The sequence below is a fragment of the Microcoleus sp. K4-B3 genome (assembly GCF_036704615.1).
In the GTDB taxonomy this organism is placed as follows: Bacteria; Cyanobacteriota; Cyanobacteriia; order Cyanobacteriales; family Microcoleaceae; genus Microcoleus.
The window spans coordinates 20,487-43,430 of sequence record NZ_JAUBSF010000003.1 but is presented as its reverse complement, the minus strand read 5'-3'; the positions used below and the strand labels follow the sequence as shown (position 1 = coordinate 43,430).

The 22,944-nt window shown below is 46.1% G+C and carries 20 protein-coding genes; 11 read left to right on the top strand and 9 right to left on the bottom strand.

The window, feature by feature from the left end; genetic code table 11:
• Positions 1-123: 123 nt before the first annotated feature.
• Positions 124-1,530 carry a tetratricopeptide repeat protein gene (locus tag QUA78_RS02640; RefSeq protein WP_333300548.1) on the top strand — a complete coding sequence of 469 codons (1,407 nt, stop codon included), beginning with the start codon at positions 124-126 and terminating at the stop codon, positions 1,528-1,530.
• Between the two features lie 40 nt (positions 1,531-1,570).
• On the top strand, positions 1,571-3,055 hold the full coding sequence (locus tag QUA78_RS02635; RefSeq protein ID WP_333300550.1) for a HoxN/HupN/NixA family nickel/cobalt transporter: 1,485 nt from the start codon (positions 1,571-1,573) through the stop codon (positions 3,053-3,055).
• A gap of 287 nt (positions 3,056-3,342) precedes the next feature.
• Here QUA78_RS02635 and QUA78_RS02630 read toward each other — a convergent pair whose 3' ends face one another.
• The 3 genes from QUA78_RS02630 to QUA78_RS02620 form a co-directional block, all read right to left on the bottom strand.
• Positions 3,343-3,780 carry a DUF6918 family protein gene (locus QUA78_RS02630; protein ID WP_333300552.1) on the bottom strand — a complete coding sequence of 146 codons (438 nt, stop codon included), beginning with the start codon at positions 3,778-3,780 and terminating at the stop codon, positions 3,343-3,345.
• A gap of 369 nt (positions 3,781-4,149) precedes the next feature.
• Positions 4,150-4,332, bottom strand: a complete 183-nt coding sequence (locus QUA78_RS02625) for a hypothetical protein (protein WP_333300554.1) — start codon at positions 4,330-4,332, stop codon at positions 4,150-4,152.
• 47 nt (positions 4,333-4,379) lie between these two features.
• Entirely contained in the window at positions 4,380-4,556 is a 177-nt protein-coding gene (locus QUA78_RS02620) for a hypothetical protein (protein ID WP_333300555.1), read from the bottom strand.
• Between the two features lie 148 nt (positions 4,557-4,704).
• Between QUA78_RS02620 and QUA78_RS02615 the strand changes: the two genes are divergently transcribed.
• The 3 genes from QUA78_RS02615 (at position 4,705) to QUA78_RS02605 (ending at position 8,199) form a co-directional block, all read left to right on the top strand.
• On the top strand, positions 4,705-6,270 hold the full coding sequence (locus tag QUA78_RS02615; RefSeq protein ID WP_333300557.1) for a Ycf66 family protein: 1,566 nt from the start codon (positions 4,705-4,707) through the stop codon (positions 6,268-6,270).
• Positions 6,271-6,420: 150 nt separating this feature from the next.
• Complete coding sequence (gene cobQ, locus QUA78_RS02610; protein ID WP_333300559.1) at positions 6,421-7,887, top strand: cobyric acid synthase CobQ; 1,467 nt, start codon at positions 6,421-6,423, stop codon at positions 7,885-7,887.
• A 75-nt stretch (positions 7,888-7,962) separates the two neighbouring features.
• Positions 7,963-8,199 (top strand): 2Fe-2S iron-sulfur cluster binding domain-containing protein, encoded by a 237-nt coding sequence (locus QUA78_RS02605; protein WP_333300560.1) that lies wholly within the window; start codon positions 7,963-7,965, stop codon positions 8,197-8,199.
• 79 nt (positions 8,200-8,278) lie between these two features.
• Here the strand turns inward: QUA78_RS02605 and QUA78_RS02600 are convergent, their stop codons facing one another.
• Positions 8,279-9,619 carry a hypothetical protein gene (locus tag QUA78_RS02600; RefSeq protein ID WP_333300562.1) on the bottom strand — a complete coding sequence of 447 codons (1,341 nt, stop codon included), beginning with the start codon at positions 9,617-9,619 and terminating at the stop codon, positions 8,279-8,281.
• 95 nt (positions 9,620-9,714) lie between these two features.
• Here QUA78_RS02600 and QUA78_RS02595 point away from each other — a divergent pair, with 95 nt between their 5' ends.
• Complete coding sequence (locus QUA78_RS02595; protein ID WP_333300563.1) at positions 9,715-10,500, top strand: SDR family oxidoreductase; 786 nt, start codon at positions 9,715-9,717, stop codon at positions 10,498-10,500.
• A 179-nt stretch (positions 10,501-10,679) separates the two neighbouring features.
• Here QUA78_RS02595 and QUA78_RS02590 read toward each other — a convergent pair whose 3' ends face one another.
• The 5 genes from QUA78_RS02590 to QUA78_RS02570 all read right to left on the bottom strand — a co-directional run bounded on the left by QUA78_RS02590 (position 10,680) and on the right by QUA78_RS02570 (position 17,275).
• Positions 10,680-11,459 carry a photosystem II S4 domain protein gene (locus tag QUA78_RS02590; RefSeq protein ID WP_333398564.1) on the bottom strand — a complete coding sequence of 260 codons (780 nt, stop codon included), beginning with the start codon at positions 11,457-11,459 and terminating at the stop codon, positions 10,680-10,682.
• A 238-nt stretch (positions 11,460-11,697) separates the two neighbouring features.
• Positions 11,698-12,522: an SWIM zinc finger family protein gene (locus QUA78_RS02585; RefSeq protein ID WP_333398562.1), complete on the bottom strand. Its 825-nt coding sequence runs from the start codon at positions 12,520-12,522 to the stop codon at positions 11,698-11,700.
• 12 nt (positions 12,523-12,534) lie between these two features.
• Positions 12,535-15,825, bottom strand: coding sequence for a DEAD/DEAH box helicase (locus QUA78_RS02580; protein ID WP_333398561.1), 3,291 nt, complete (start codon positions 15,823-15,825; stop codon positions 12,535-12,537).
• A 268-nt stretch (positions 15,826-16,093) separates the two neighbouring features.
• Positions 16,094-16,684, bottom strand: coding sequence for a Uma2 family endonuclease (locus tag QUA78_RS02575; protein ID WP_333307078.1), 591 nt, complete (start codon positions 16,682-16,684; stop codon positions 16,094-16,096).
• Positions 16,685-16,768: 84 nt separating this feature from the next.
• Positions 16,769-17,275, bottom strand: coding sequence for a hypothetical protein (locus QUA78_RS02570; protein ID WP_333307080.1), 507 nt, complete (start codon positions 17,273-17,275; stop codon positions 16,769-16,771).
• Positions 17,276-17,563: 288 nt separating this feature from the next.
• On the opposite strand from QUA78_RS02570, the gene serA reads away from it, so the two are divergent.
• From serA to QUA78_RS02545, 5 genes are all read left to right on the top strand, one after another.
• Positions 17,564-19,147 carry a phosphoglycerate dehydrogenase gene (serA, locus tag QUA78_RS02565; RefSeq protein WP_333398560.1) on the top strand — a complete coding sequence of 528 codons (1,584 nt, stop codon included), beginning with the start codon at positions 17,564-17,566 and terminating at the stop codon, positions 19,145-19,147.
• Between the two features lie 184 nt (positions 19,148-19,331).
• Positions 19,332-20,222 (top strand): 50S ribosomal protein L11 methyltransferase, encoded by an 891-nt coding sequence (prmA, locus tag QUA78_RS02560; RefSeq protein ID WP_333398559.1) that lies wholly within the window; start codon positions 19,332-19,334, stop codon positions 20,220-20,222.
• A 172-nt stretch (positions 20,223-20,394) separates the two neighbouring features.
• Positions 20,395-20,913: a pentapeptide repeat-containing protein gene (locus QUA78_RS02555; protein ID WP_333306510.1), complete on the top strand. Its 519-nt coding sequence runs from the start codon at positions 20,395-20,397 to the stop codon at positions 20,911-20,913.
• Between the two features lie 235 nt (positions 20,914-21,148).
• Positions 21,149-22,099 carry a pentapeptide repeat-containing protein gene (locus tag QUA78_RS02550; RefSeq protein WP_333306508.1) on the top strand — a complete coding sequence of 317 codons (951 nt, stop codon included), beginning with the start codon at positions 21,149-21,151 and terminating at the stop codon, positions 22,097-22,099.
• A 237-nt stretch (positions 22,100-22,336) separates the two neighbouring features.
• Positions 22,337-22,855, top strand: coding sequence for a pentapeptide repeat-containing protein (locus QUA78_RS02545; RefSeq protein ID WP_333398557.1), 519 nt, complete (start codon positions 22,337-22,339; stop codon positions 22,853-22,855).
• The last annotated feature ends 89 nt before the right edge of the window (positions 22,856-22,944 follow it).

The following is a 22,944-nucleotide window of genomic DNA, read 5'->3' as shown; positions in this document are numbered from 1 at the left end:
TCATTAGTCATTAGTCATTAGTCATTAGTCATTAGTCATTAGTCATTAGTTATGAATTATTGGCTAATGACAGATATAAAATACTTTGTTTAACCGTAGATAAACGCTGATTAACGCGGATGTATGAAAGCTAAAACAAAACAGGAAATAAAATCGGATATTTTATCATGGGGGCTGCTGATAGTGGTTCCTTTAGTTGGGATGGTAGTCGTGAATTTACCTCCTAATTTGCGTTTTATTTCAGATAACTTTTCTAACAAAACTCCCGAAAATCTCGATGCTAATTACCGCTATCATTTCTCGGAAAGTTTGAGAAATAATCCCAATCAAAAGGAAGCAATTCAGCAAGAAATAGCTTTTTACCAGCAGCGATTGGCTGTTGATTCCCGCAGCGGTTTGAACCGGGCGGCGCTGGGGGGATCTTATTTGAAAATGGCTCGCGCTACTGGGGAGGGAGGTTGGTTTTTATTGGCAGAACAAGCGGCTCAAAGGTCGATCGCCGATTTGCCTTTTGACAACAAAGGTGCGCTGTTAGTTTTAGCTCGAATTGCCGAGGCCAGACACGATTTTGCTACTGCTTTGCGCTTTGCTAAACAGGTGGGTTCTGACAATGAAGATGCGATCGCCCTTTCAGTTACATCTCACTTAGCAATGGGAAAAGTGACCGAGGCAAATGCTGCCGCAGAAGCCTTAGTTAACCGGATTCCCAACTTAGGTTCTCTCACTTTGAGAGCTTTAGTGAGAGAGTCTCAGGGCCGAGATGCTGAGGTTTTGCAGGATTACCGGCAAGCAATGGCGGCGGAGGAACCGGGAGAGGTTGCGGGTTCGGCGCGGGCCCGATCGCTCTTGGGTCGATTTTACGCGCGTCGCGGGCAGTTTGTGCAGGCGAAAGCCCTGTTTTTGGAGGCGCTGCGGTTGGTGCCGCGATACCCGCTGGCGCTGATTTATTTGGCGGATTTGGAGACGCGCCAGGGCAATTATCGGGAGGCGGAAGGCTATTACAGCAAGGTTTCTGCCTATTCTGGCGGGGTTGCGACTGTGTTCGATCGCATTGTCGATCGCGGTATGGCGAGGGTGAAGGATTTGCAGGGAGATGCGATCGAATCCCGGCGACTTCGCGACAAAGCAGAAGCTGGGTTGCGACAGGAACAGGTTTCTGGATCTGGCGGTTTTGGCCACCGCAGGGATTTGGCGAGTTTGCTGCTGGAAAAAGGTCGATCGCAGGATGTCACCGAAGCGCTGGCGTTAATGCAAGATGAGGTGAAAATTCGCAGGGATGCTGTGACGTTGGATACTTTGGCTTGGGGGCTTTCGAGTGCTGGTGAGTGGCAAAAGGCCGATCGAGTGATGGCCGAAATAGTGCGATCGGGGATTCGGGATGCGGGGATGTTTTACCGGGCTGGTGCGATCGCCCGGACTTTAGGTAAGGATGCTGAATCTCGCGCTTATTTTCAAAAGTCCAAGGAAATTGACCCGAGTTTTGACGATCGATCCCGCCAAGCATTGGGTTTGGGAAGTTATGAATTTTGAAATGAGCCAGAGGAACAGTCTCTTGAAGCAGGAGAAATTTATGCACACAAAATTTGTGCGATCGTACAAATATCTGATTCTTTTTTTTCTGACAATATTACTATTTTTCACAACCTCAACCAGACCTGTTTACTCGCACTGGTCAGACTTATCTGTAGCAGAAATAGTAGTCAACGATTTGCAAACCGAAGTAACATTAACTTTCCCAACCGGCTTAACAAACTTCGCCGACGACAATCGAGACAGCCAGCTACAACCTGCTGAAGTTCGCAGCCATCAAACACAGCTAGAAAAGTTTTTTAGTCAACAAATTCGCATCACCAACAGTAGCAACATTCAAGGCTCTGTAGCAGTAAACCCGCTAGAAATAGCAGCTAAAACCGCCAGCTTAATCCAGCAGCGGAATACCCACAGTACCTTAATTTTAGACTACACCTGGCCCGCATCTTCTCAAAATACAACCCCCGGTTTACCTGATGCAATTTCCATCTCCAAACCCGAGAAATTGCGGATTAATTACAATCTGTTTTTTCCCGGAGTGGTGACAGCTAGCTGTCAAGCTACGATCGTGCAAGCGGGTGCTGTAAAAAGCTTTGTGTTTACGCCGCAAAACCGGGATTTTTTGTTAGCCGGAAATGAATCTATCTGGGATTCAGGTTGGAGTTTGCTGCTAGCAATAGCGGGAGCATTTGCTTGGGGATGCGTGCACGCGATGTCGCCCGGACACGGAAAAACAATAGTCGGCGCTTATTTAGTGGGTTCGCGGGCTACTCCGGTACACGCTTTATTTCTAGCAGCGACGACTACAATTACTCACACTGCCGGCGTGTTTGCTGTGGGCGGAATTACTTTGTTTGCTTCTAACTTAATTGACCCCGAAAAATTAGATCCTTGGCTGAGTTTAATCTCAGGTTTATTAGTAGCATTCATCGGGCTTAACTTACTATTATCAAAAATCAAGACTAGGTTAGTAGTGAAAACTGAAGTTATCAAAAAAATTAAGAATAAAATTTTTAATACCAACTTCTTTCTAAGGGCTAAAGTCTTTACTACCAACCATGAAGAACCAGTAAATCTTTTAAATAGAGGAAGTTGGGAGAGAGAATTTAAACCTGTAAAACCAGAGATATCTCACCACTACCACGATCACGGAGACGGCCGAATTCACTCACATTTGCCTCCCGGTGCTGACGGTTCTCCTATTACTTGGAAAAGCTTATTAGCGTTGGGGATTTCCGGCGGTTTGTTGCCTTGTCCTTCCGCTTTGGTGATGCTGTTGAGCGCGTCAGCTTTGGGCAATGTTGGTTTGGGAATGACGCTAGTGGTAGCATTTAGTTTGGGATTGGCTTTAGTGCTGAGTGCGATCGGGTTAATCTTAGTTTATGCCAAACGTAATTTTGATAAACTGCCAAAGCAGATAACCGCAGTCAAATTTTTGCCGGCGATTAGCGCGATGTTTGTAATGTTTTTAGGGTTGGGGATTACCGGACAGGCTATGTTTAAAATATTGGGGGCGAATCAGTGAGTAATTCGCAATGGATAAGTAGCGTCACCGAAATCAACCAGCACTTACGCCTAAATCGTGTTTAGACATTTTCTCTAACTGGGGATTCTTGATAGCTTTTGTGTCCCAAAATTTAACTAAGCTAATCAGCATTTAAATTGCATCGACAGAAATAATCAAACCATGAGTGGGCTGTTGCTCGCAGCAACGCCCGAAATATGCAATTTAAATGCTCAACAGCTTAGCAGGCGGGAAGTCCCCGCCTCGACAAGGGTTTGAATTGGCGGGAAGTCCCCACCAATTCAAGATCAGATCGCACTATGTTTATTAATAATTTCGGCTAAATCCGGTACTCCCTTTTCCACGTAAGTCTTAGCTGAGGGGCGGAGTTTGGCATAGGCGCCTTTAACAACCCCTCTTGTGCTGTTCTCTACCCTTTTGTCGCTGATCTGGAGCAATTCGTCTGCCACTAGAGCTTTTCTTTCAGCAAGATATTCGACTGGGTTGCCATTGTTTACCGCTTCAGTCCACATCGGATCGAGTGCGATCGAGATTTCTGGCAGAAGTTGATCGACGACTTGGGCGCAATAGTCAGCCCGTATGCCATTGACAGTAGAGTAGGCAGCTTTAAGAGCCAGACCACCCAATCCCGGCGCTGCAGCAACTTGTTTGTCTATCAACTTTACACAGTCATCAACAAAAGTTTTTCTGTTGTTTTCATCCAAGAGAATATCGCCAAGTCCCATTTTCACTTTCCTTGATTTAATAGTCAATGTGCTTATTAGCTTTCAACTCAATCAGACATCATATATCTATTTTGATCGTTTACTCAAGGTTACATAAGTTTTTTAAGGTGTAATGTCTCTACTTGACAACCTGATGTTGAGATTTGTTTAGTATGTTATGGGAATTAATGTCCGATATGCTACTCATTATTGAGCTACGGTTTGTAGTAAGGGCTTTAGTCCTTATTAGCTGATATTAATGAGGACTAAAGCCCTGACTACAAACTGATGAGTTGTGAACAGTCACATAGCAAAGAGAACTACTCGAAAAAAATATTAGAGAGACTCTGCCTAAGTTCGATCGCACTTGCACGTATCTTGCACGTATCATTACGATTGGACGTTCGGCTTGATGCCCGCAGGTACTGCAACGAGAGGAAGTTTCAGGGGTTGAGCCGGACGATCGCTCGATCGCAATACTAAATTTTTCGGTAATTTCGCGGAAGTGCTTAGTCCGGGAAAGACTTGAAGCGATAAGGTTAAGGCGGCCGCTAATAAAATTTTTTCTAACATGGCACTGTCTCCAATACATATGCCTTAGGGCATAATTCCTCTTACACCTACAACATATAAACATCCTCAGTCCCTTGGTGCGATCGCACGGGCATAGTTAAGTGACACATATCACGACGGAGGAGGGGGTGATGGGGATAGGGGGTGATGGGGGTAGGGGGAAAGGGATAAGGGGAGTCGGAGAGAGTGGGAAAATCTTTACGCTTGACTTCTTGCGTCAACATCCCTTAAATCCGTTAAATCCCCTACACTGCTTCATTACCGAACTTCCCTACAAATCGAGAATTGTCCGAGAGAAAGAAGCCGTTGAGTCTCTCTGAAAGGTAGAATTAGCGCGTAGAAGTTATTTGACACAGCGGAGGTACCGACAATATGCTTGCATACTTTCTGGCGTTGGCGGTCGGTCTAGGCAGCTTCAGTATTTACATGGCTGCCTTCTTTTTTCCAGAAGTTCACCGCAAAAGTGATTTTACCTGGAGCGGGGTAGGGCTTTTTTATGCGTTAATTTTATGGGCTTGTGCGGGACGAATTACTGGTGCTCTCCTGCTTGGTCAAATGGCGGGCGTGGCTATGTTGGGTTGGTTTGCTTGGGAAACTCTGACTTTGCGCAGGCTGGTGACGCCCGTTGCTGAGCAAACGCCGATTCCTCAGTCGGTGAGTTTGCCGGGGGCGGCAGGTGGACTGTTGGCGGGCTTGTTTACCAAGAAACAAGAGCCGGCAGCGAAAAAACCTAAGTTTGTTCGATCGCCCAAACCGAAAACTGATGTGGTTCCAGCACCCGCTGTGGATAAGGGCGAGGTAAAGCTAGATGAACAGCCCGCGATTCCCCCAATAGCTGAAATTATTGCCGAAAATTCGATCGATTCGACAGCCGAAAGTACGATCGGCCCTGACTTGAAAATTCCCGACAGGAGCGCACCTGCAATTGCAGAAATACCCGTCTTTTCAGTCGAAACTCCTGCTGCTGAGACTTCACCAACCCCAGCAGAATTAGCCAGCAACTTCACTCCTCTACCTCTACCTCTAGAAATTTCTGAAATTCCCGCTGCAGCAAGTGTGGAGCCAGCAGAGGCTCCGCCAGAGCGTCAACAGCAGCCAGAAGCCGATGATTTTGACGAGATGGAAACAGAATGGAGGACAGCCGTTAAAGAGTCGCAAGCCGCAGCGGCCGCGGCCCCAACTCCTGCCAAACCAGCTAAAAAATCCGGCGGTTTCGCAAGTCTGTTCGGCAATATCAAAAATAGTCTCGGCGGTATGTTGGGACGGGGTGCCGGTAAAAATAAGTCTGATGCAACTCCCCAGACGCCAAAACCTTCAGCGACTCCAGACTCGATCGCACCTGAATCTAAAATAACGGCAACTCCTGCACCGGGTATCGACCAGATTCTCGAATCCGAATTAGCCGAGGTGGCCGCGGAAGTGGCAGCCGAAAGCAGCAACACTGCTGTTGAAACCAGCCAAGCAGTGCCGTTTCCCAGGGATGTTGAAGCAATGGCCGAGTTGATGGCGGCAGAAATCGCGAGTTTTGACAAAATAGGGGAAAGTCCGATCGACGAGCGATCGTCCACTGACACCCAGACAACGCAGTTCGCTCAACAAACACCGCCGGCTGCGGCTGGTGAACCGGAAGCAGCAGCAGCAGACTTACCGGAAGCACAAGCCCCAGCAGCATCTATAGAAATGACTGTGGTGGAAATGGTTTCAGTAGCGCCTGTGGAGATGGAAGCATCGGGAGAACCCGAGTTAATCGCACAGGTGGAAACAGTGTCAGTAACAGTTATCTCGATCGAATCCACAGGTGAAGAACTCTCTTCTGAGGGAGAACAACCGGAATTGATTCGCCCGAATCCCCCCGATCCGGATCTAGTCGAAACTGCTAAACCGGTCGCTGAATCCAAGTCTGAGAATGTATCCGGCGAAGATAAACCTTCATCTTGAGGCAGAAAGCAAAAGGTAGAAACCAGAATTTTTTTGATTCTGCCTTCTGCCTTCTGCCTTCTTACTTTTTACTTTTTACTTCTTAATTTTTACTTTTGCCTTCTTCCCTCTTCCTTCTGCCTTGTTCCCTCTTCCTTCTTCGTTAATATTATGAAAGCAATTATGGTCGTGGGAACAACATCTCACGCAGGGAAATCTTTACTTGTTGCAGCTTTGTGTCGAATCTTTTCTCGGCGAGGCTGGCGGGTAACTCCGTTTAAAGGTCAGAATATGGCACTGAATTCCTATGTCACAGCGGCCGGCGGAGAGATTGGTTACGCTCAAGCAGTGCAAGCTTGGGCTGCAGGCGTCGCACCTTGGGTAGAAATGAATCCGATTTTGCTCAAGCCGCAAGGAGACATGACTTCTCAATTAATTGTCAAGGGCCGGGCGATCGCAAATGTGCGAGCATCTCAATATTACGAGCAGTATTTCGATATCGGCTGGCAAGCTATTCGGGAATCTTTAGAATTTCTCGGTCAAGAATTTGACATGATTGTCTGTGAGGGAGCCGGCAGCCCTGCTGAAATTAATCTCAAACACCGCGATTTAACAAATATGCGGGTAGCTAAACATTTAAAAGCTCGGACTTTGCTAGTAGTTGATATCGATCGCGGCGGCGCTTTTGCTCACATTATCGGTACTTTGGAATTGCTCGATCCAGACGAACGGGCTTTAATTAAAGGATTCATTATTAATAAGTTCCGAGGACAAAAATCGATCTTAGATCCGGGCCTGACTTGGCTAGAAGAAAGGACGGGAATTCCGGTAGTTGGGGTGATTCCTTGGATAGACGAAGTGTTTCCCTCAGAAGATTCTCTCGATTTGCTCGATCGGCGTTCTCCCAATTCTCAAACGGACATAAATATTTCGGTCATCCGCCTGCCCCGAATTTCTAATTTTACCGACTTTGACCCCTTAGAATCGGAAACTTCCGTCACCGTCAAATATGTCAGCCCAAAAGACCATTTAGGCCATCCAGACGCCGTGATTTTACCAGGTTCTAAAACTACAATTTCCGATTTGCACGTGCTGCGCCAAACAGGTATGGCCAAAGCTATTCAAAATTATTTAGTAGCTGGCGGTACTGTCATGGGAGTTTGCGGCGGCTTTCAGATGCTGGGACAAAGTATCACCGATAAAGAAGGGGTTGAGGGAGAAAAGGGAGAATTTCCAGGATTGGGATTGCTGCCTTTGAAAACTGCGATGGCACCGAACAAAATTGCCCGCCAACGAATCGTAACATCTAACTATCCTCAACCGGGTTTGCCTGTTTCCGGTTACGAAATTCATCAAGGAAAAACGCAGATCCTAGAGTCAGATTTGACTCAACCGCTATTTGACGATGCGAGTTTAGGAATTGTCAATACTTCTCAATCAATTTGGGGTACATACCTGCACGGCATTTTTGACAACGGAGCTTGGCGGCGAGCTTGGTTAAATCACTTGCGGCAGCAGCGGGGACTCCGCGCATTGCCTACAGGTATTCCTAATTACCGGGAACACCGAGAAGCTCTGTTAGACACTCTAGCAGATACAGTGGAAAAGCACTTAGATATAAAGCATATTTTAGGTTAATTAGTTAACAGTTGACTGTTGACTGTTAACTGTTAACTGTTAACTATTGTTTGTTAGAGTTGAGGTTAAAATTCAATGACAAAAGTTTGTTTTTTACCAGATAATGTTACAGTTGAAGCTGAACCAGGAGAGCATTTGCTAGATGTAGCCAAACGTGCAGGGGTTTCTATTCCTACTGGCTGTCTCATGGGTTCTTGTCACGCTTGCGAAGTAGAAATTGATGGCGGGGATACGATTTGTGCTTGTATTTCCGGCGTCCCTTCCGGGAAAAAGCAAGTGACAATTAATCTCTATGTTGACCCGACTTGGTAATTTGTTAGTTGACGGTTGACGGTTGACGGTTGACTGTTAACGGTTGACTGACAACTGACAACTGACAACTGACAACTGACTAATTTTTTTGCCATTCTTGCTGTTTCTTGCGAGCAGATTGCAGCCATTTTTGGGATTCGGGATAAACAGTTGTTCCGGGTTTTACGGATTCTAATTGATTGATAATTTGTTGTAACTGGCTAAGGGAGTAACCGGGATTTTGCCTCGGAGAATTCACATCATTTTGCAAGTTAGCAAACAAGCTTTTAGCTTCTTGCAAAGCTGTTGCAGAATCTTTTTCTGCTTCCAGTCTAATCTGGGTAATTCCTAAATTTTTTTGATATTCCGCGAGTTTGGTTTGAGCATCGAGATAGCCCGGGTTATCGACTGAAATTAATTTCAGTCGGTTAATACCTTCTTGCCACAATTCTGCTATTTGTTCCCACTGTGCGGCGGGATGGGGAGGTTTTTGGGAGGCGACGGCGGCGGAGAGAGCAAATTCTTTGGCAGCTTCAATTAAGTTGTCAGCCTGCACAGAACCGGTGGCGATACCGCCCATTGCTTGAAAGTCTCTTTCTGCTGCTTTGAGTGTTTTCTTAGCCGTTTCTCCAGCGAGGGTTTCGGCGGGAATTTGATTGAGTTGGTCGATCGCACTTTGCCAATTTACCGTTGCTTTTTGTCTATCCGCAGCGGTTTTGGCTTCCTGATACTGCTGTTTCGCCGCCTTTAGCGTTTGTTCGACTTGATTTAACTGAGTAAAAGCATTTTTTTGCTGGAAAATCTGAGCCTCCATCCGCCCGACATTTTTGCGGGCGGCTTGAAATTCATCGAGTGTAAACTGCCAACTGCAGCTAAAAAAAGAGCAGTACCTCTTTGGGTAATAGCCGAGGAACCACACTGGCAAGGCGTCGAGGTGTTTTTGAGCCTCTTTTGCTTTAATTTCGCCCAAGTCAAAATCAGCGACAGCCGTGGCTTTATTCACCAGTTGATCGGATTGTTCCACAAGGGCGATCGCCTGCCGGTAATTGTGATCCATACTCATAAAACTCGGCAGCAACAATATAGGCATTGTTTTCGCCACGGGCCAGCGAATCATGGGAAAAGGTAGGTTAATCAGCCAAATTATCCCCGCAGCACTTCCCAACAAACTCCCAGCAAAGATAATTTTACCGAACAATCCGGGCGGGCGGTTGGCTTTGACGGCAGCTTTGAGAGCTTGTTCGCTGAAGTTGGGAAATTCGTCTTTGAAGGTATCGCGGATTTCTTCTCTTGAGGCGAAAGTGCCGTTTTGCGATCGTAACTTTTCCAACCGCTTGATTACCATCCGTCGGTATACTTCACCCGCTAGACTATTAGCCGCCGCGCACTTTTCAACTTCTGCCCGCAAAATTTCAAAAGCTCGATCGGTAAGACGCGCCATAAAACTCACCTATGCCCTTTTAGTTATTTTACAGGTTCCCGTCAAAATAATTGTTAAAATATATAAAGCCCACATCAAATATCCGAATTAATTTCATGCCGACTGCTTTAATCACCGGTGCTTCTGGCGGAATTGGTGCAGCCTTTGCCGCCGAATTAGCCAAACGCCAGCACAATCTAATCTTGGTAGCTCGTTCCGAAGACAAATTGCAACAGCTAGCTGCTCAACTGCAACAGGAATTCAATATTTTGGTCGAAATTATCGTTCAAGATTTGACCGCACCAGGAGCCACAACTGCTGTATTTGATACGGTTGTTAAAAAAGGTTGGACGGTTGATTTGTTGGTGAATAATGCGGGTTTTGGCGATTACGGTGTTTTTGCCGATCGCCCGCTTGGCAAACAACTAACAATGGTGCAACTAAATATTGTAGCCTTAGTTGAACTTTCGCACTTATTTTTGCAGGGAATGCGCGAAAGAAAATCGGGAAGTATCATCAATGTTGCCTCCATCGCAGCTTTTCAACCGATGCCGTACTTGTCAATGTATGCAGCGACTAAAGCTTTTGTTTTAAGTTTCAGCGAGGCACTTTGGGCTGAGAACAAAGATTTAGGAATTGGCGTTTTGTGCCTTTGTCCAGGGCCGACAGAATCGGACTTTTTTGCAGTAGCTGAATTCCCGAAAGCTATGGCATCCAGCAGCGGGCAAAAACTCGTTCCAGCAGCGGAAGTAGTGCGAGATGCTTTGAAAGCTTTAGACAAAAATGAGTCTAATGTTGTGACAGGGGGAATTCCCAATCAAATCATCGCCAATATGCCTCGATTGATGCCGCGAGAACTTTTGGTGAAGTCGGTAGAAAAGGTGTTTCGGGCGAAAGAGTAATTACGAAGGAAGTTGGGGAAGGCAGTAGTATACGGGATTTAACGGATTTAAACGAGGTGGGTTCTAGGAAAGTTCGGCAACAGATTGTGGACGAGATTTAACCCATTTAGCGGAGATCAGGAAAAAGGAACAGGGAAAAGAATTCCCAATTCCCAATTCCCAATTACTACTTCCGAGAATTACAAATACCGAGTTAACTGGACTCGATAGCGTTCCTTCTTAGTAACAGCAACTTCCCCAATTTCCAATCTTCCCTTGCCGGTAACAGCAATTAAATCTCCAGACTTGACATTATAACTAGCTTGAGTAATGTCTTTCCAGTTAACTCGCACGTCACCGCTGTCAATTAAATCGGCCATTTTGCTGCGAGACATTGCGAATCCAGCCGAGGCGACAGCATCCAATCTCATGGATGCTTCAACGGTTGTCATTTCTTTCTTTTTGGGTTCTCTAATTTTGAGTTCGCTCAACTCAATGCGCCGCGTTTGCACGGGAACCGATCGCACTTGCTGCAAACTCATCTCCAAATACTCTACCATCTCCGGCATGACAATGGCTTGCGCGCCGCGTTCTCCCAAAACAATCACATCACCAGTTTTCTCGCGGACAATTCCCGTACCCAACATCGCCCCCAAAAAGTCGCGGTGAGAAGCTGTATCGAACAAGAAATTGCCAGCAATCTCCACCGCAGCAACGTTAACGCTACCAGAGTCGATCGGGATATCCGATCGCGCGATCGCAATTCTTTGTCTTTCAGCTTGCGGGTAGCCGCCCCAAGCCACTAATTCCACGTCTGTTAAGCGCTTAAATACCGTTAGAGTGTCCGCCAATTCCGGCGGCGACAGAAAATCAGTCAGAGTAATTTCCCAAGTTTTAATTGCTTGTTCCGCTTGGTCGATCGCCCGCGCGACACATTCGCGGTTTTCGATGCCTTTTAACAGTTCTTCTCTTTGTAACATCAGTCAATTTTAGATTCTAATTTGAAATTGCCAAAGCTTGCTGTAACTAAAAAGTCTACTTTTTTAACAGTCGCACTAATTTAATTATAGTCTAAAATCATCAAATAACGATCCTATGATTTTAGTTGCTGGTAAAGCTGATATGATGAGCACGATTATTGTACCAAATCTATGAAGTCTTCGAGTTAAAGTTTTTGCAAGAGCTCGATCGAGTATGGCAGCAAAATTGTCCACCCAACTACTTATTCTTCTTCACCCGCAAATACAGTTCTTCCATCGCCTCAATAAACGAACCATCCTTGTGCCAAAACTGTGGAAAATCTCCCTGTTTCTTCACCACGATCGCACTTACCCCACTTGGCGCTGCCACCTCAATCGTCTGCGGCAATCGCTTCGCACCATGCCAAAACTCTTTCAGGCTGACCGTTTGCGCCTCACTGGCGATCGCCTGCGTGTAATAGGAATCCACCGCCACAGGGGCCGCTGCATCAGCCGTCAACTCGGCAGAAAGTGCCAACCCCAAAGGCGTTTTTGCTAATTCGCGGTGCAGCACTTCCTTAGAAAGCCCCCGTAATTCAAACAGTAAAAAGGGATCTTTGTCCAATTCGGCCGCCACCAAATAATAAACTCCGGCAATATGTTTGCAGGGATTGCTATAGTCTGGGCAAGAGCAAGTAGTCTTAAAGTCCTCGCGGCTGCTGGGTAAAAGGTGCAATCCGAGGGGTGCAAAAGCCTTTTCAATATTGTCGGGCATTTCGTTGAGCAGCAGCCGAGAAATGAAGCTGGCTTTTGATGCCATTTGGGCGATCGCCACTTTCCACTTTGCCTGACTAATTGGCTCAAACTCAATTTGAGTTGTGTACAGAGGCTCCTTATAAACCCCAAAATAAGGATTAACCGAGCCTCTCACCTGTGCCATCACTAACCCATCATTCATGCCAAAGCTTTTTACCTTGCCGTTTCGTGCATAGGCACGTCCCCTTCCGAGTCGTCCAGAATCTGTAAATCTTTCCAGCGCGCTGATAAATTCATTACCCCACCAAGTCCGAGTAAATTGTGACATCTTTGATTTCTCCTAATCTAGAACCGCATTTTTATTGAGCCTAATTAATTTCTTAAATGCCTCATTATCCAACTCAGTCAACCACGACTCATCCGCACCAATAATTGACCCTGCCAATTTCTTTTTGTCTTCAATCATTTGGTCAATCTTTTCTTCCAAAGTGCCGATCGCTACAAACTTATGCACAAACACATTTTTTTGCTGTCCGATCCGAAACGCCCGATCCGTCGCCTGATCTTCCACCGCCGGATTCCACCAGCGATCGAAATGGAACACGTGATTGGCTTTTGTCAGCGTAATTCCCACGCCGCCCGCCTTCAGTGACAGAATAAATACCGAAGGTTCAGACTCTGGATCTTGAAACTCTGAAATCATCCGTTCCCGTTTTTCGCGACTGGTTCCCCCGTGGAGGTAGTAAGTGTTGTAATGTAGCGTTTGTTTAATATATTTTTCCAACGCGCTTCCCAGTTCTGTAAACTGCGTAAATACCAATAAACTTTCGCCTTCTGCTTTGACTTCCTCAATCATCTCGATCAGCCGTTCCAGTTTGTGCGATCGCTCTGGTGTAAACTCACTTTCATCTTGCAAAAACTGGCGCGGATGGTTACAAATTTGCTTCAGCTTCAGCAGTGTCGCCAAAATCATCCCCTTGCGCTTCATCCCTTCCGTCGCATCAATTTCTTGTTCTACCTCTTTGACGATCGCTTCATAAAGGGAAGCTTGCTCGCGGGTGAGATTGCAGTAGAGCTTTTGCTCAACTTTGTCGGGGAGATCCTGAATAATCGACTTATCGGTTTTCAGGCGTCGGAGAATAAAGGGTTCCACTAATTTTTTGAGCGCTGCCGATTGCGTGCGACTCCCATTTTTTTGAATCGGGATCTCAAACAACTTCCGAAACTGCGCCTCTTTACCCAGATAGCCCGGATTGAGGAAATTAAAAATTGACCATAAATCCAGCAATCTATTTTCCACGGGTGTTCCAGTCAATGCTAGTCGATGGGTAGCGGGTAACTTTAAAATCGCCTTTGTTTGCGCCGCTTTCGGATTTTTAATATTCTGGGCTTCATCAATTACCACGCGATGCCACGCTACGCTGCTCAACAGTTTCTCGTCTTTTCGCACCAAGGTAAAGGAAGTAATCAACATATCGCAACCTTGGACGGCGGCTTTAAATGCTTTGGCATCTTGCAAACGTTGAGGGCCGTGGTGTATGAGCGATCGCAATTCTGGAGCAAATTTTTCCATTTCCTTTTGCCAGTTACCAACTACGGATGTGGGCGCAATTAGCAGCGTGGGTAGAACCGAAGGTGCGATCGCTTTTTCTGTCTTTTTTTCGGTCTCTTTTGTAGTAGATAAAACTTCCCGCTCTTGCAATAATCGAGCAATTACCTGCGCCGATTTACCCAAACCCATATCATCGGCAAGACAGCCATTTAATCCCAAACTTTCCAAATAACTCAACCAAGAAACGCCCCGCTTTTGGTAATCCCGTAGCTTGCCTTGAAACTTTGCTGGATCTGCAATTAACTCTAACCGACTCTTATCGTTCAGCTTCTCCAACATATCCGATAAAGCCCGATCGCGCTCCACCTCTAACTCTTCACTAGCTTCTCCTTCTGCCGTCAACTTCATAAAGTCAATCAAGCTGACATCGGGATTCTCTTCGCGATGTTTTTGCCAAAAATTCAGCATCTCCTGCATCTTGTCTTTGTCCAGTTCCATCCATTGTCCTCGGAACTGCACCAGCGGTGTTTTGCTATTTACTAACGCCTGCCATTCTTGTTCGCTAACCCGTTCACCCCCGATCGCCAATTCATATTGATATTCCACCAAGGAATCCGCCGAAAACAATCCTTTGCCCTTGATTGCAGCGCTCTTGCTGCCCTTCCCTTTGACTTGCAGGCGAATCTTCGCCCGCTGTCGTCCCTTCGGCGTCCACCAAGCGGGGACAATCACTTTGTATCCGGCATCTTCTAATACCCAAGCGGACTCGCTGAGGAAGGTGAAAGCATCATCTAAGCTGAGGGTAATGTTAACGGGTTTGTCGGTTTCTAGCCCTTGCCAAAGTTGGGGATAAATGCGGGCAGCGTAGCCGAGATTTGTCAGCAAATGTTGCTCAAAGTTGTCTCCGAATTGTGTTTGCAACTGTTTTTGTTGAGTCGATCGCGATCGCCAATAATCCTGCAACGGCATCCGCAGAGATGGGTCTTTTTTCGCAGCCGCCTGAAACTCTAAAACCCAAGGTTGTTCGGGGTTTTCGGGGGATTGTAGTTGAAAGCAGAGGGAGAATGAGTCAGCAGATTGATTGCGCGTAATGCGATCGCGCCAGGTTTGCCATTGCCGGTATTGCTCGAGGCTTACTAGCGCGATTTTTCGTGTTTGGTTGAGGCAGATTTGGAGTAAAGAATCCGCAATCTTATTTTCAAACGATGCTGGGATGGGGGTTTGAGTGACAATTTCCGCGATCGCACACTCGGAAAAATGCCGCAGCAACCGTTCGCGATCGTAGAACTTTGGTGTATCTTGTAGCTGGATCTTCCGAAAACCGGACACACAAACTAAAGGCATCCATTCAACATACCGTTGTAAATCAGTTTCGTACTGTGTTGAAACAATTTCCCATCCCGGATAAATCTCAAAGCTGGGTGCAATTTTGGCAGGTGTTTTTGGAGTTTTTGCAGTTGTTTTGATTTTTGTCTCGCCCGCTTTCTTACGCCCGCGCGTGGCTTTCTCAGCGGGTTCGGATGTTTCGATGGGTGCGATCGCGATCGGAGCTGTTTCTCGATAGCGCAACGCCGGAATATAATGATCTTTCAGAACAATTTGCTTAAAATTTTGGGTGTAGTGATACCAAAATAGCAAGTCTGACCCAAACTGAACTTCTGCTAAATCGTAGAGGGCAAAAAAATGCAGGTCGTTCAATACTTTAGTCAAAGTGTGGGTGGCGATGGACACACAGTCAACTTGCCAATACTCCAACTCAAATGTTTCGGGTAACTCTGTCTCTAAATATCGCGCTAGTTCTAAAGAGGGCAACGGCTGGTTGTCGGCAGTGGGCAGTAAAAAATACCGAGGGACGATCGCGTATTCTCGCCCCATCGCACTTGTATTGCTGACTGCTGACAGTTGAATCCCGGCTTCTTTCGTTAGAAACTCTCTTAACTGTGCCGTCTCCAATTGTCGGGGATGAACCTTAGCAGGCTGTTTTTTCTTTTCAGTGGTTTCAACCCAAAGACAAAAAGTTCCACCTTGAACAAAACTCTCTTCTGTTTGAGGAATCCAAGTCCCGTGGAGGATTTTCATAGGTCATACCAAACGCAACCTTTGGCAGCCTATCATATCATGAATGAGTGGGAAAAGATAAGAAGGCGGTTGAAAGCAGGTTTATACAAACCATGTCTGCTGGATGCCGACTAAAGAGAATAACGTAATTTTACCGCGCTATCTTTAACCCGCGTCGGCGGTTTTTGCTTGTTTAGACGCGGTTTCAACCGCGCCCGTCCTCTTTAACCGGCGTCGGCAGGTTTTGCTTGTGTAGATGCGGTTTCAACCGCCGAGTCTTATTACAGATTTAGAAAATATCAGTTAAATCCAACACAAAATCGGGTAGTACATCTTCACCTGACAGAGTTGCAGGTTCATCTAAAATTTCTACTTCTCTACCTTGACGGGAGATTTCTACTTTTCTATTTTTGCGATCGAGCAACCATCCCAACCTTGCTCCATTTTTCACATACACTTTCATTTTAGCCCGCAATTTTTCTAGGGAGTCAGTGGTCGATCGCAATTCCACCACAAAATCGGGACAAATCGGCGCAAATTTCTTTTTTTCTTCAGCAGTTAAAGCATCCCATCTGTCGCGGCGCACCCAAGCAGCATCGGGAGAAATATCTGTACCGTCGGGCAGTTTAAATCCAGTTGAAGAATCAAAAGCAATTCCCAAATGCTTATTTTGTCTGCTCCAAGATTGAAGTTGATACGATAAGTCAATGTTGAAATTACCAGTCTCGCTACCCGTAGGTGGCATAATAATTAATCCTCCACTAGCAGTCCGTTCAAATCTTAAATCCCGGTTGTCAATACACAACTGAAAAAACTGCTCGTCAGTTAATTCGAGTGTTAATTCTAGGGGAGAATTTAGGGCGATAGTTTGTGATTCCATAACTGCCTCCAAATATTGCACGATTCAAATGTCAACAGTTAACTATTAACAGTTAACCGTCAACAGTTAACCGTCAACAAATAACTAAGTCTCTGTATAACCTTGCATATTTTCCGGTTCAAACTGCTGCAAAATATTCGCAGCTTTCCCAGTCAAATCATCAGTACCCTTAACCGCAATCAAAAATTTACCCGCATTCAAACGGTTGCGGTAGGGCAAAGCATCGCCGCTACCAAAAGCCATACCGCCCGCGCCTCCTACAAAAACACTGCCCATCGCAGCGGCGATCGCACCGAGTAAGCCACCGATCGCGTGATCGCCAATTTCGCCCGCCCAGGCGAAAGTCTTCAATTCAGTCATGAGACTGAAAGTAACGCCAGCAATAAAGCCAAAGGGAATCAGCCAAATAGCCATGAGTTTAGCTTGTTTCTTCGCTTGCTGGTTGGGGTCGATCAAGCCAAATTCATCAGCAGTTTTGTAGCCGCGGCCCAAAATGCTCACTTGCTTCATAGGCAAGCCTTCTTTTTCCAGAGCACAGTAGGCAGCTTCGGCTTGAATTCGATCGGGCAGTACGGCGATAAGATAATTCATTGACAATAATTCCTGATAGTTAGGCTGGAATAGCCAAAGTCTATTATAGCCAGAAAAGACATACTAGCTAAGCACTTGCGGGATTTTCAGACGGTCAGAGAGTCCGATCGCCCGCAAAGCTAAAATATTTCACGCAAAAAACGGCCGACCTTGACCGAATACAGATACAATTCAAACTGCACAAAGGCAAGCTTGAGCTGAGCTGTTAGATACTGCTCTAAGTCATAAGTCTCACTTTGAGCTCGCCAACGCTCGGTCTATTTTTACTATTGCACTCAATTGCTTGCTATGCCTAAAGTTCTAGTATCCGATCCGATCGACCAAGCCGGAATTGACATCCTCTCCCAAGTCGCGCAAGTTGACGTAAACACAGGGCTCTCAGCCGAAGAACTGGTAAGAATTATTCCAGATTACGACGCTTTGATGATCCGTTCTGGCACCCAAGTTACCAAAGAAATCATCGAAGCTGGCAATCTACTCAAAATCATCGGCAGAGCCGGCGTCGGCGTAGATAATGTCGATGTACCCGCCGCTACCCGCAAAGGAATTGTAGTCGTCAATTCCCCCGAAGGCAACACGATCGCCGCCGCCGAACACGCGATCGCCATGATGCTCTCGATGTCCCGCCACATCCCGGAAGCCAACGCATCCGTCAAAGGTGGTAAATGGGAACGCAACCGCTTTATCGGCGTAGAAGTTTACAAAAAAACCCTCGGCATCGTCGGTTTGGGCAAAATCGGCTCTCACCTCGCGGCCGCAGCCAAAGCAATGGGCATGAAACTGCTGGCTTACGATCCCTTCATTTCGACCGAAAGAGCCGACCAGTTGGGCTGCCGCTTGGTAGAACTCGAACTGCTGATGCGCGAATCTGACTACATCACCCTGCACATCCCCAAAACGCCGGAAACCCTGCATTTAATTAACGCTGAAGTGCTGTCGAAAATGAAGCCTACGGCCCGCATCATAAACTGCGCCAGAGGCGGCATCATCGACGAAGCAGCCCTCGCAGAAGCCATCAAAGAAGGCAAGATCGCCGGCGCAGCTTTGGACGTTTACGAACACGAACCCCTCGAAGCCGATTCCCCGCTGCGGAGTGTCGGCCAGAACATCGTGCTGACGCCCCACTTGGGAGCATCCACAGCGGAAGCTCAGGTGAATGTGGCGATCGACGTTGCCGAACAAATTCGCGACGTGCTGTTGGGATTGCCCGCCCGATCGGCTGTCAACATACCCGGCATTTTCCCAGACTCGATCGAAAAACTCAAACCCTACCTGCAACTCGCCGAAACCCTCGGCAACCTCGTCAGCCAGCTAGCCGGAGGCCGAGTCGATTACCTCAACGTCCAACTGCAAGGCGAATTGGCCAACAACCAAAGCCAGCCCGTAGTCGTTGCCGCCCTCAAAGGCCTGCTCTCCCAAGCCCTGCGAGAGCGCGTTAACTACGTCAACGCCAGCATTGAAGCAAAAGAACGCGGAATTCGCGTCGTCGAAACCAGAGACGCCTCGATTCGCGACTATACCGGTTCCCTGCACCTCTCGGCCAAGGGAACCCTCGGCGAACACACCGTGACAGGTGCAGTGCTCGGCGAAAGCGAAATTCGGATTACCAGCGTTGACGATTTCCCGGTCAACGTTTCCCCCACTCACCACATGCTGTTTACCCTGCACCGCGATATGCCGGGGATTATTGGCAAAATTGGTTCCCAATTGGGCAGTTTTAATGTCAATATTGCCAGTATGCAAGTAGGCCGTAAAATCGTGCGAGGCGATGCGGTGATGGTTTTGAGCCTTGATGACCCTCTACCAGAAGGGATACTGGCCGAGATCCTAAAAGTTCCGGGAATTCGGGATGCTTACACGGTAAATCTTTGACGGATTTAGGAGTTTAGATTTTGGATGCCAGGACTGATAATTGGTAATGGGTAATTGATCGTTGGTAATTGGCAAGAAAGCGGGAATTTTTCTATTAGCCAATCCTCATTCCTCACTCCCCAGTTCCCAGTCTCCAGTTCCCCTGGGCCAATCTAAAATCTAAAATCTAAAATCTAAAATCGTTATGGCACATAGCTGGTGGGAAATTAGAATTCTTTGCGATCAGGCGCTGGAAGATATCATCTTTTGGCGTCTAGAACGGTTTAGCTGTCGGGGAACTGCTACTGAGATAAAAAGCAATTCCTGCCTGATGTCGGCTTATTTGCCCGAAGAACAGGCAGGATTGCTGGATTTGGCCGCTCTGTCTCTGTGGCTGCGCCAAGATGCTCTGTGTGCAGGTTTGCCCCTACCTGCGATGCAGTGGGATTTGATTGAAGACGAAGACTGGGGCAGCACTTGGAAGGAGCACTGGCAGCCTCAAGAAGTGGGCGATCGCTTTTTAATTAATCCGGCCTGGTTGCCCTTACCAACTGATACCGATCGCGTTATTTTGCGTTTAGATCCGGGTGTGGCTTTCGGTACCGGTGCTCACGCTACTACTCAACTTTGTCTGGAGTCGCTGGAAATGCGTCTCGGTTTTGATGACAAAGAGTGCATCGTTGCCGATATCGGCTGCGGATCGGGTATTTTGTCGATCGGCGCGGTGTTGTTGGGCGCTACAAAAGTTTATGCTTTGGATACAGATCCTTTGGCAGTGCGATCGACCATTAGCAACAGACTACTCAACCGCGTTAATTCTCAGCAGTTAGTTGCAGAGCTCGGCAGTATCGATCGCTTGAAAGAAATGATCGATGAGCCGATCGACGGTTTGATCTGCAACATTTTAGCAGAAGTAATCATTGATTTAATCCCGCAGTTCACTGCAATTAGCAAACCCACTACTTGGGCCGTGCTCAGCGGCATTTTGCTCGAACAAGCTAAGCCAATTGCCGACACTCTCGAACAGCACGGCTGGATTGTGGCTACTCTATGGAAGCGCCAAGATTGGTGCTGTTTTAATATTCGGCGCAGTTAACGTTTTTAGATTTGAGAGTTGAGATTTTAGGACTGTTGTATTCATTCTGAGCCATCTGGATTACTTGCTATGCGATCGGGTTCAACCTCTCGCACAGCTTGATATATTTATTGATAAAAAGTAGAAGTAATCGCGCTACTATGAAATTATAAACAGCTTGAACAAGAAAGCTATGGACGTTGAAGAACTATATAAACGTTACGCTGCGGGAGAGAGGGATTTCCCTGGACTTGATTTAAGTAGTGCTAACTTAAACGTTGCTAACGTGGAAGACCTCGAAGAACTCGAAGCAGGTCAAAATGAGTTGAGTGGTATCAATCTCAGCGGTGCTAACTTGACTAGAGCCAATCTGAGTTGTGTGAATCTCAGCGGTGCTAACTTGAGCAGTGCGAACCTAGAGTCTGCTACCCTAGAATGCACGATATTGACTGGTGCTAATTTGAGCGATGCTATCCTAGATTATGCTGAACTGGTATGCGATCTAATTGATGTTGACTTGAGAGAAGCCAGTCTATTTTGCACGGGATTGATTGGTACTGACCTGACCGGAGCCAACTTGATGGGGGCAACATTTCAAGTCCATACAGAAGAAGATGGTTTAATTTTTTGCGATACTATCATGCCGGATGGCACTATTAATAGTAAAAATTGGCCCGAAAGAAATAGGTATAGCAACCGCCAACGCGGTTAGAATCTCAACTAGAAGTAGTCCTTTTTGCTGGTTGTAAATTTTATTCAAAGTCAAGAGCCTAGTAAGCCAAGTCAGTAACGCTGTGGAGTAGTAGGGTGCGTCAGCTTAGATGATTTTGGATGCCCATTGAATCGCTATAAGCTGACGACCTTACTGTTAAAGGAACTGTAATGTGTTGAATATTTAGATATGTCCCAGCCTATTTCATAATAGTTCTGCTAAAATTAACTAATATTTGCTAGCAAAAAAAGTGGTGGACGAAAAAGAGTCAACGATAATCTACGACCTGCGAGAATTACGGAGACGGTATATAGCTGGAGAGAGAAATTTTTCGGGTTTCGATCTTAAAAATTTTCATCTCTCCGAGTTTTTCCTGGTTGATATCAACTTGAGCGGTGCTAATCTGGAAGACGCTAGTTTGGGGGGGGCTAATTTAATTAATTCTAACTTGAGTCATGCTAACTTAGAAAGAGTATGGCTGGATCAATCCTTACTGATTAAGGCAAAATTGAGCAATGCCAATCTCAGGAATACTACATTGGTTAATGTTGACTTGACTGGTGCCGACTTAACAGGTGCAGACCTGACGGGTGCCGACTTGACGGGTGCTGTGCTGATTGACACTATTTTGACTGATGCCAATTTGACCGATATTAAAACAACAGAGCGGACTATTTTTCATCAAGTGACTATGCCTGACGGCAGGATTCAAAACAATTTAAACAGAGTGTTGTCTGCTGAAGAATTGCTCCGGCGCTATGGCGAGGGCGAGCGAAATTTTCAGGATAAAATATTGCATCGTGTAGATTTGAGCGGTGCTGAATTGCGTGATATTGACCTGAGTCGTTCTCGCTTAAGCTATGTCAACTTTAGTTGTGCTTGTTTGGAAAATGTTGGCTTGGGAATGGCTATATTTTCTGATTTCAGAAATGTTCGATTTAGTCGGGATGAAGATTGGTTGGGTGTCTATTTTTTTTATTGCGATTTGAGAGAGGCTAATTTATCAGGAGTTGACATGAGTTATTCTAAATTCATAGGAAGCAACTTACTGGAAGCACGAGTATGCGGTGGTATACAAGGAGATATATTCTTTTACGAGACTACTTGGATAAATGGAGAATTTATCCCTGGTCCAATCAATGCTACTGAACACTGGCATGGTGAGATTAGGGAGGGTGAATTTTAAATTTGAAGAAGTAGTAGCAAGGTTTACATCTATTTCAAAAAACAGGAATTACGCAGAGCCTTGAGGAAACTGTTATAATGCGTTGAACATTATGTATCTCCCCAACCTATTTCATATCCTCGATTTGGTTAACCGTCAACTTCCATGTCTGCCAATTTCTCCAAGCAGCTTTGTATTGATAAAAAGTAAAAGTGACAGTGCTATTATAAAAGTATAAACACCTTGAACAAGAAAGCTATGGACGTTGAAGAACTATATAGGCGTTACGCTGCGGGAGAGAGGAATTTCTCTGGAGTTGATTTGAGTCATGCTGATTTAAACATTGCTAAAGTGATATACATCGAATACCTCCAACCAGGCCAAAATGATTTAAGCGGTATCAATCTCAGCGATGCGAACTTGACTAGAGCCGATTTGAGTTGTGTTAATCTCAGCGGTGCTAACCTAAGTAGTGCGAACCTAGACTCTGCCACCCTTGAATGTACGATATTAACTGGTGCCAATTTGAGGAAAGCCATTTTAGATTATGCCGAACTGGTATGCGATCTAATTGATGTTGACTTGAGAGAAGCTAGTATATTTTGTACGCGATTAGTTGGTACTGACCTAACTAGAGCTAACTTGATGGGAGCAACATTTCAAGTCCATACAGAAGAAGATGGTTTAATTTTTTGCGATACTATCATGCCGGATGGCACTATTAATAATGAAAATTATCCATCAATAAATAAGTATAGCACCCGCCAACGCGGTTAGAATCTAAACTAGAATTAGTCCTTTTTGCTGGTTCTAAATTTTATTAAAAGTCAAGAGCCTAGTAAGCCAAGTCAGCTTACCAGGCTACT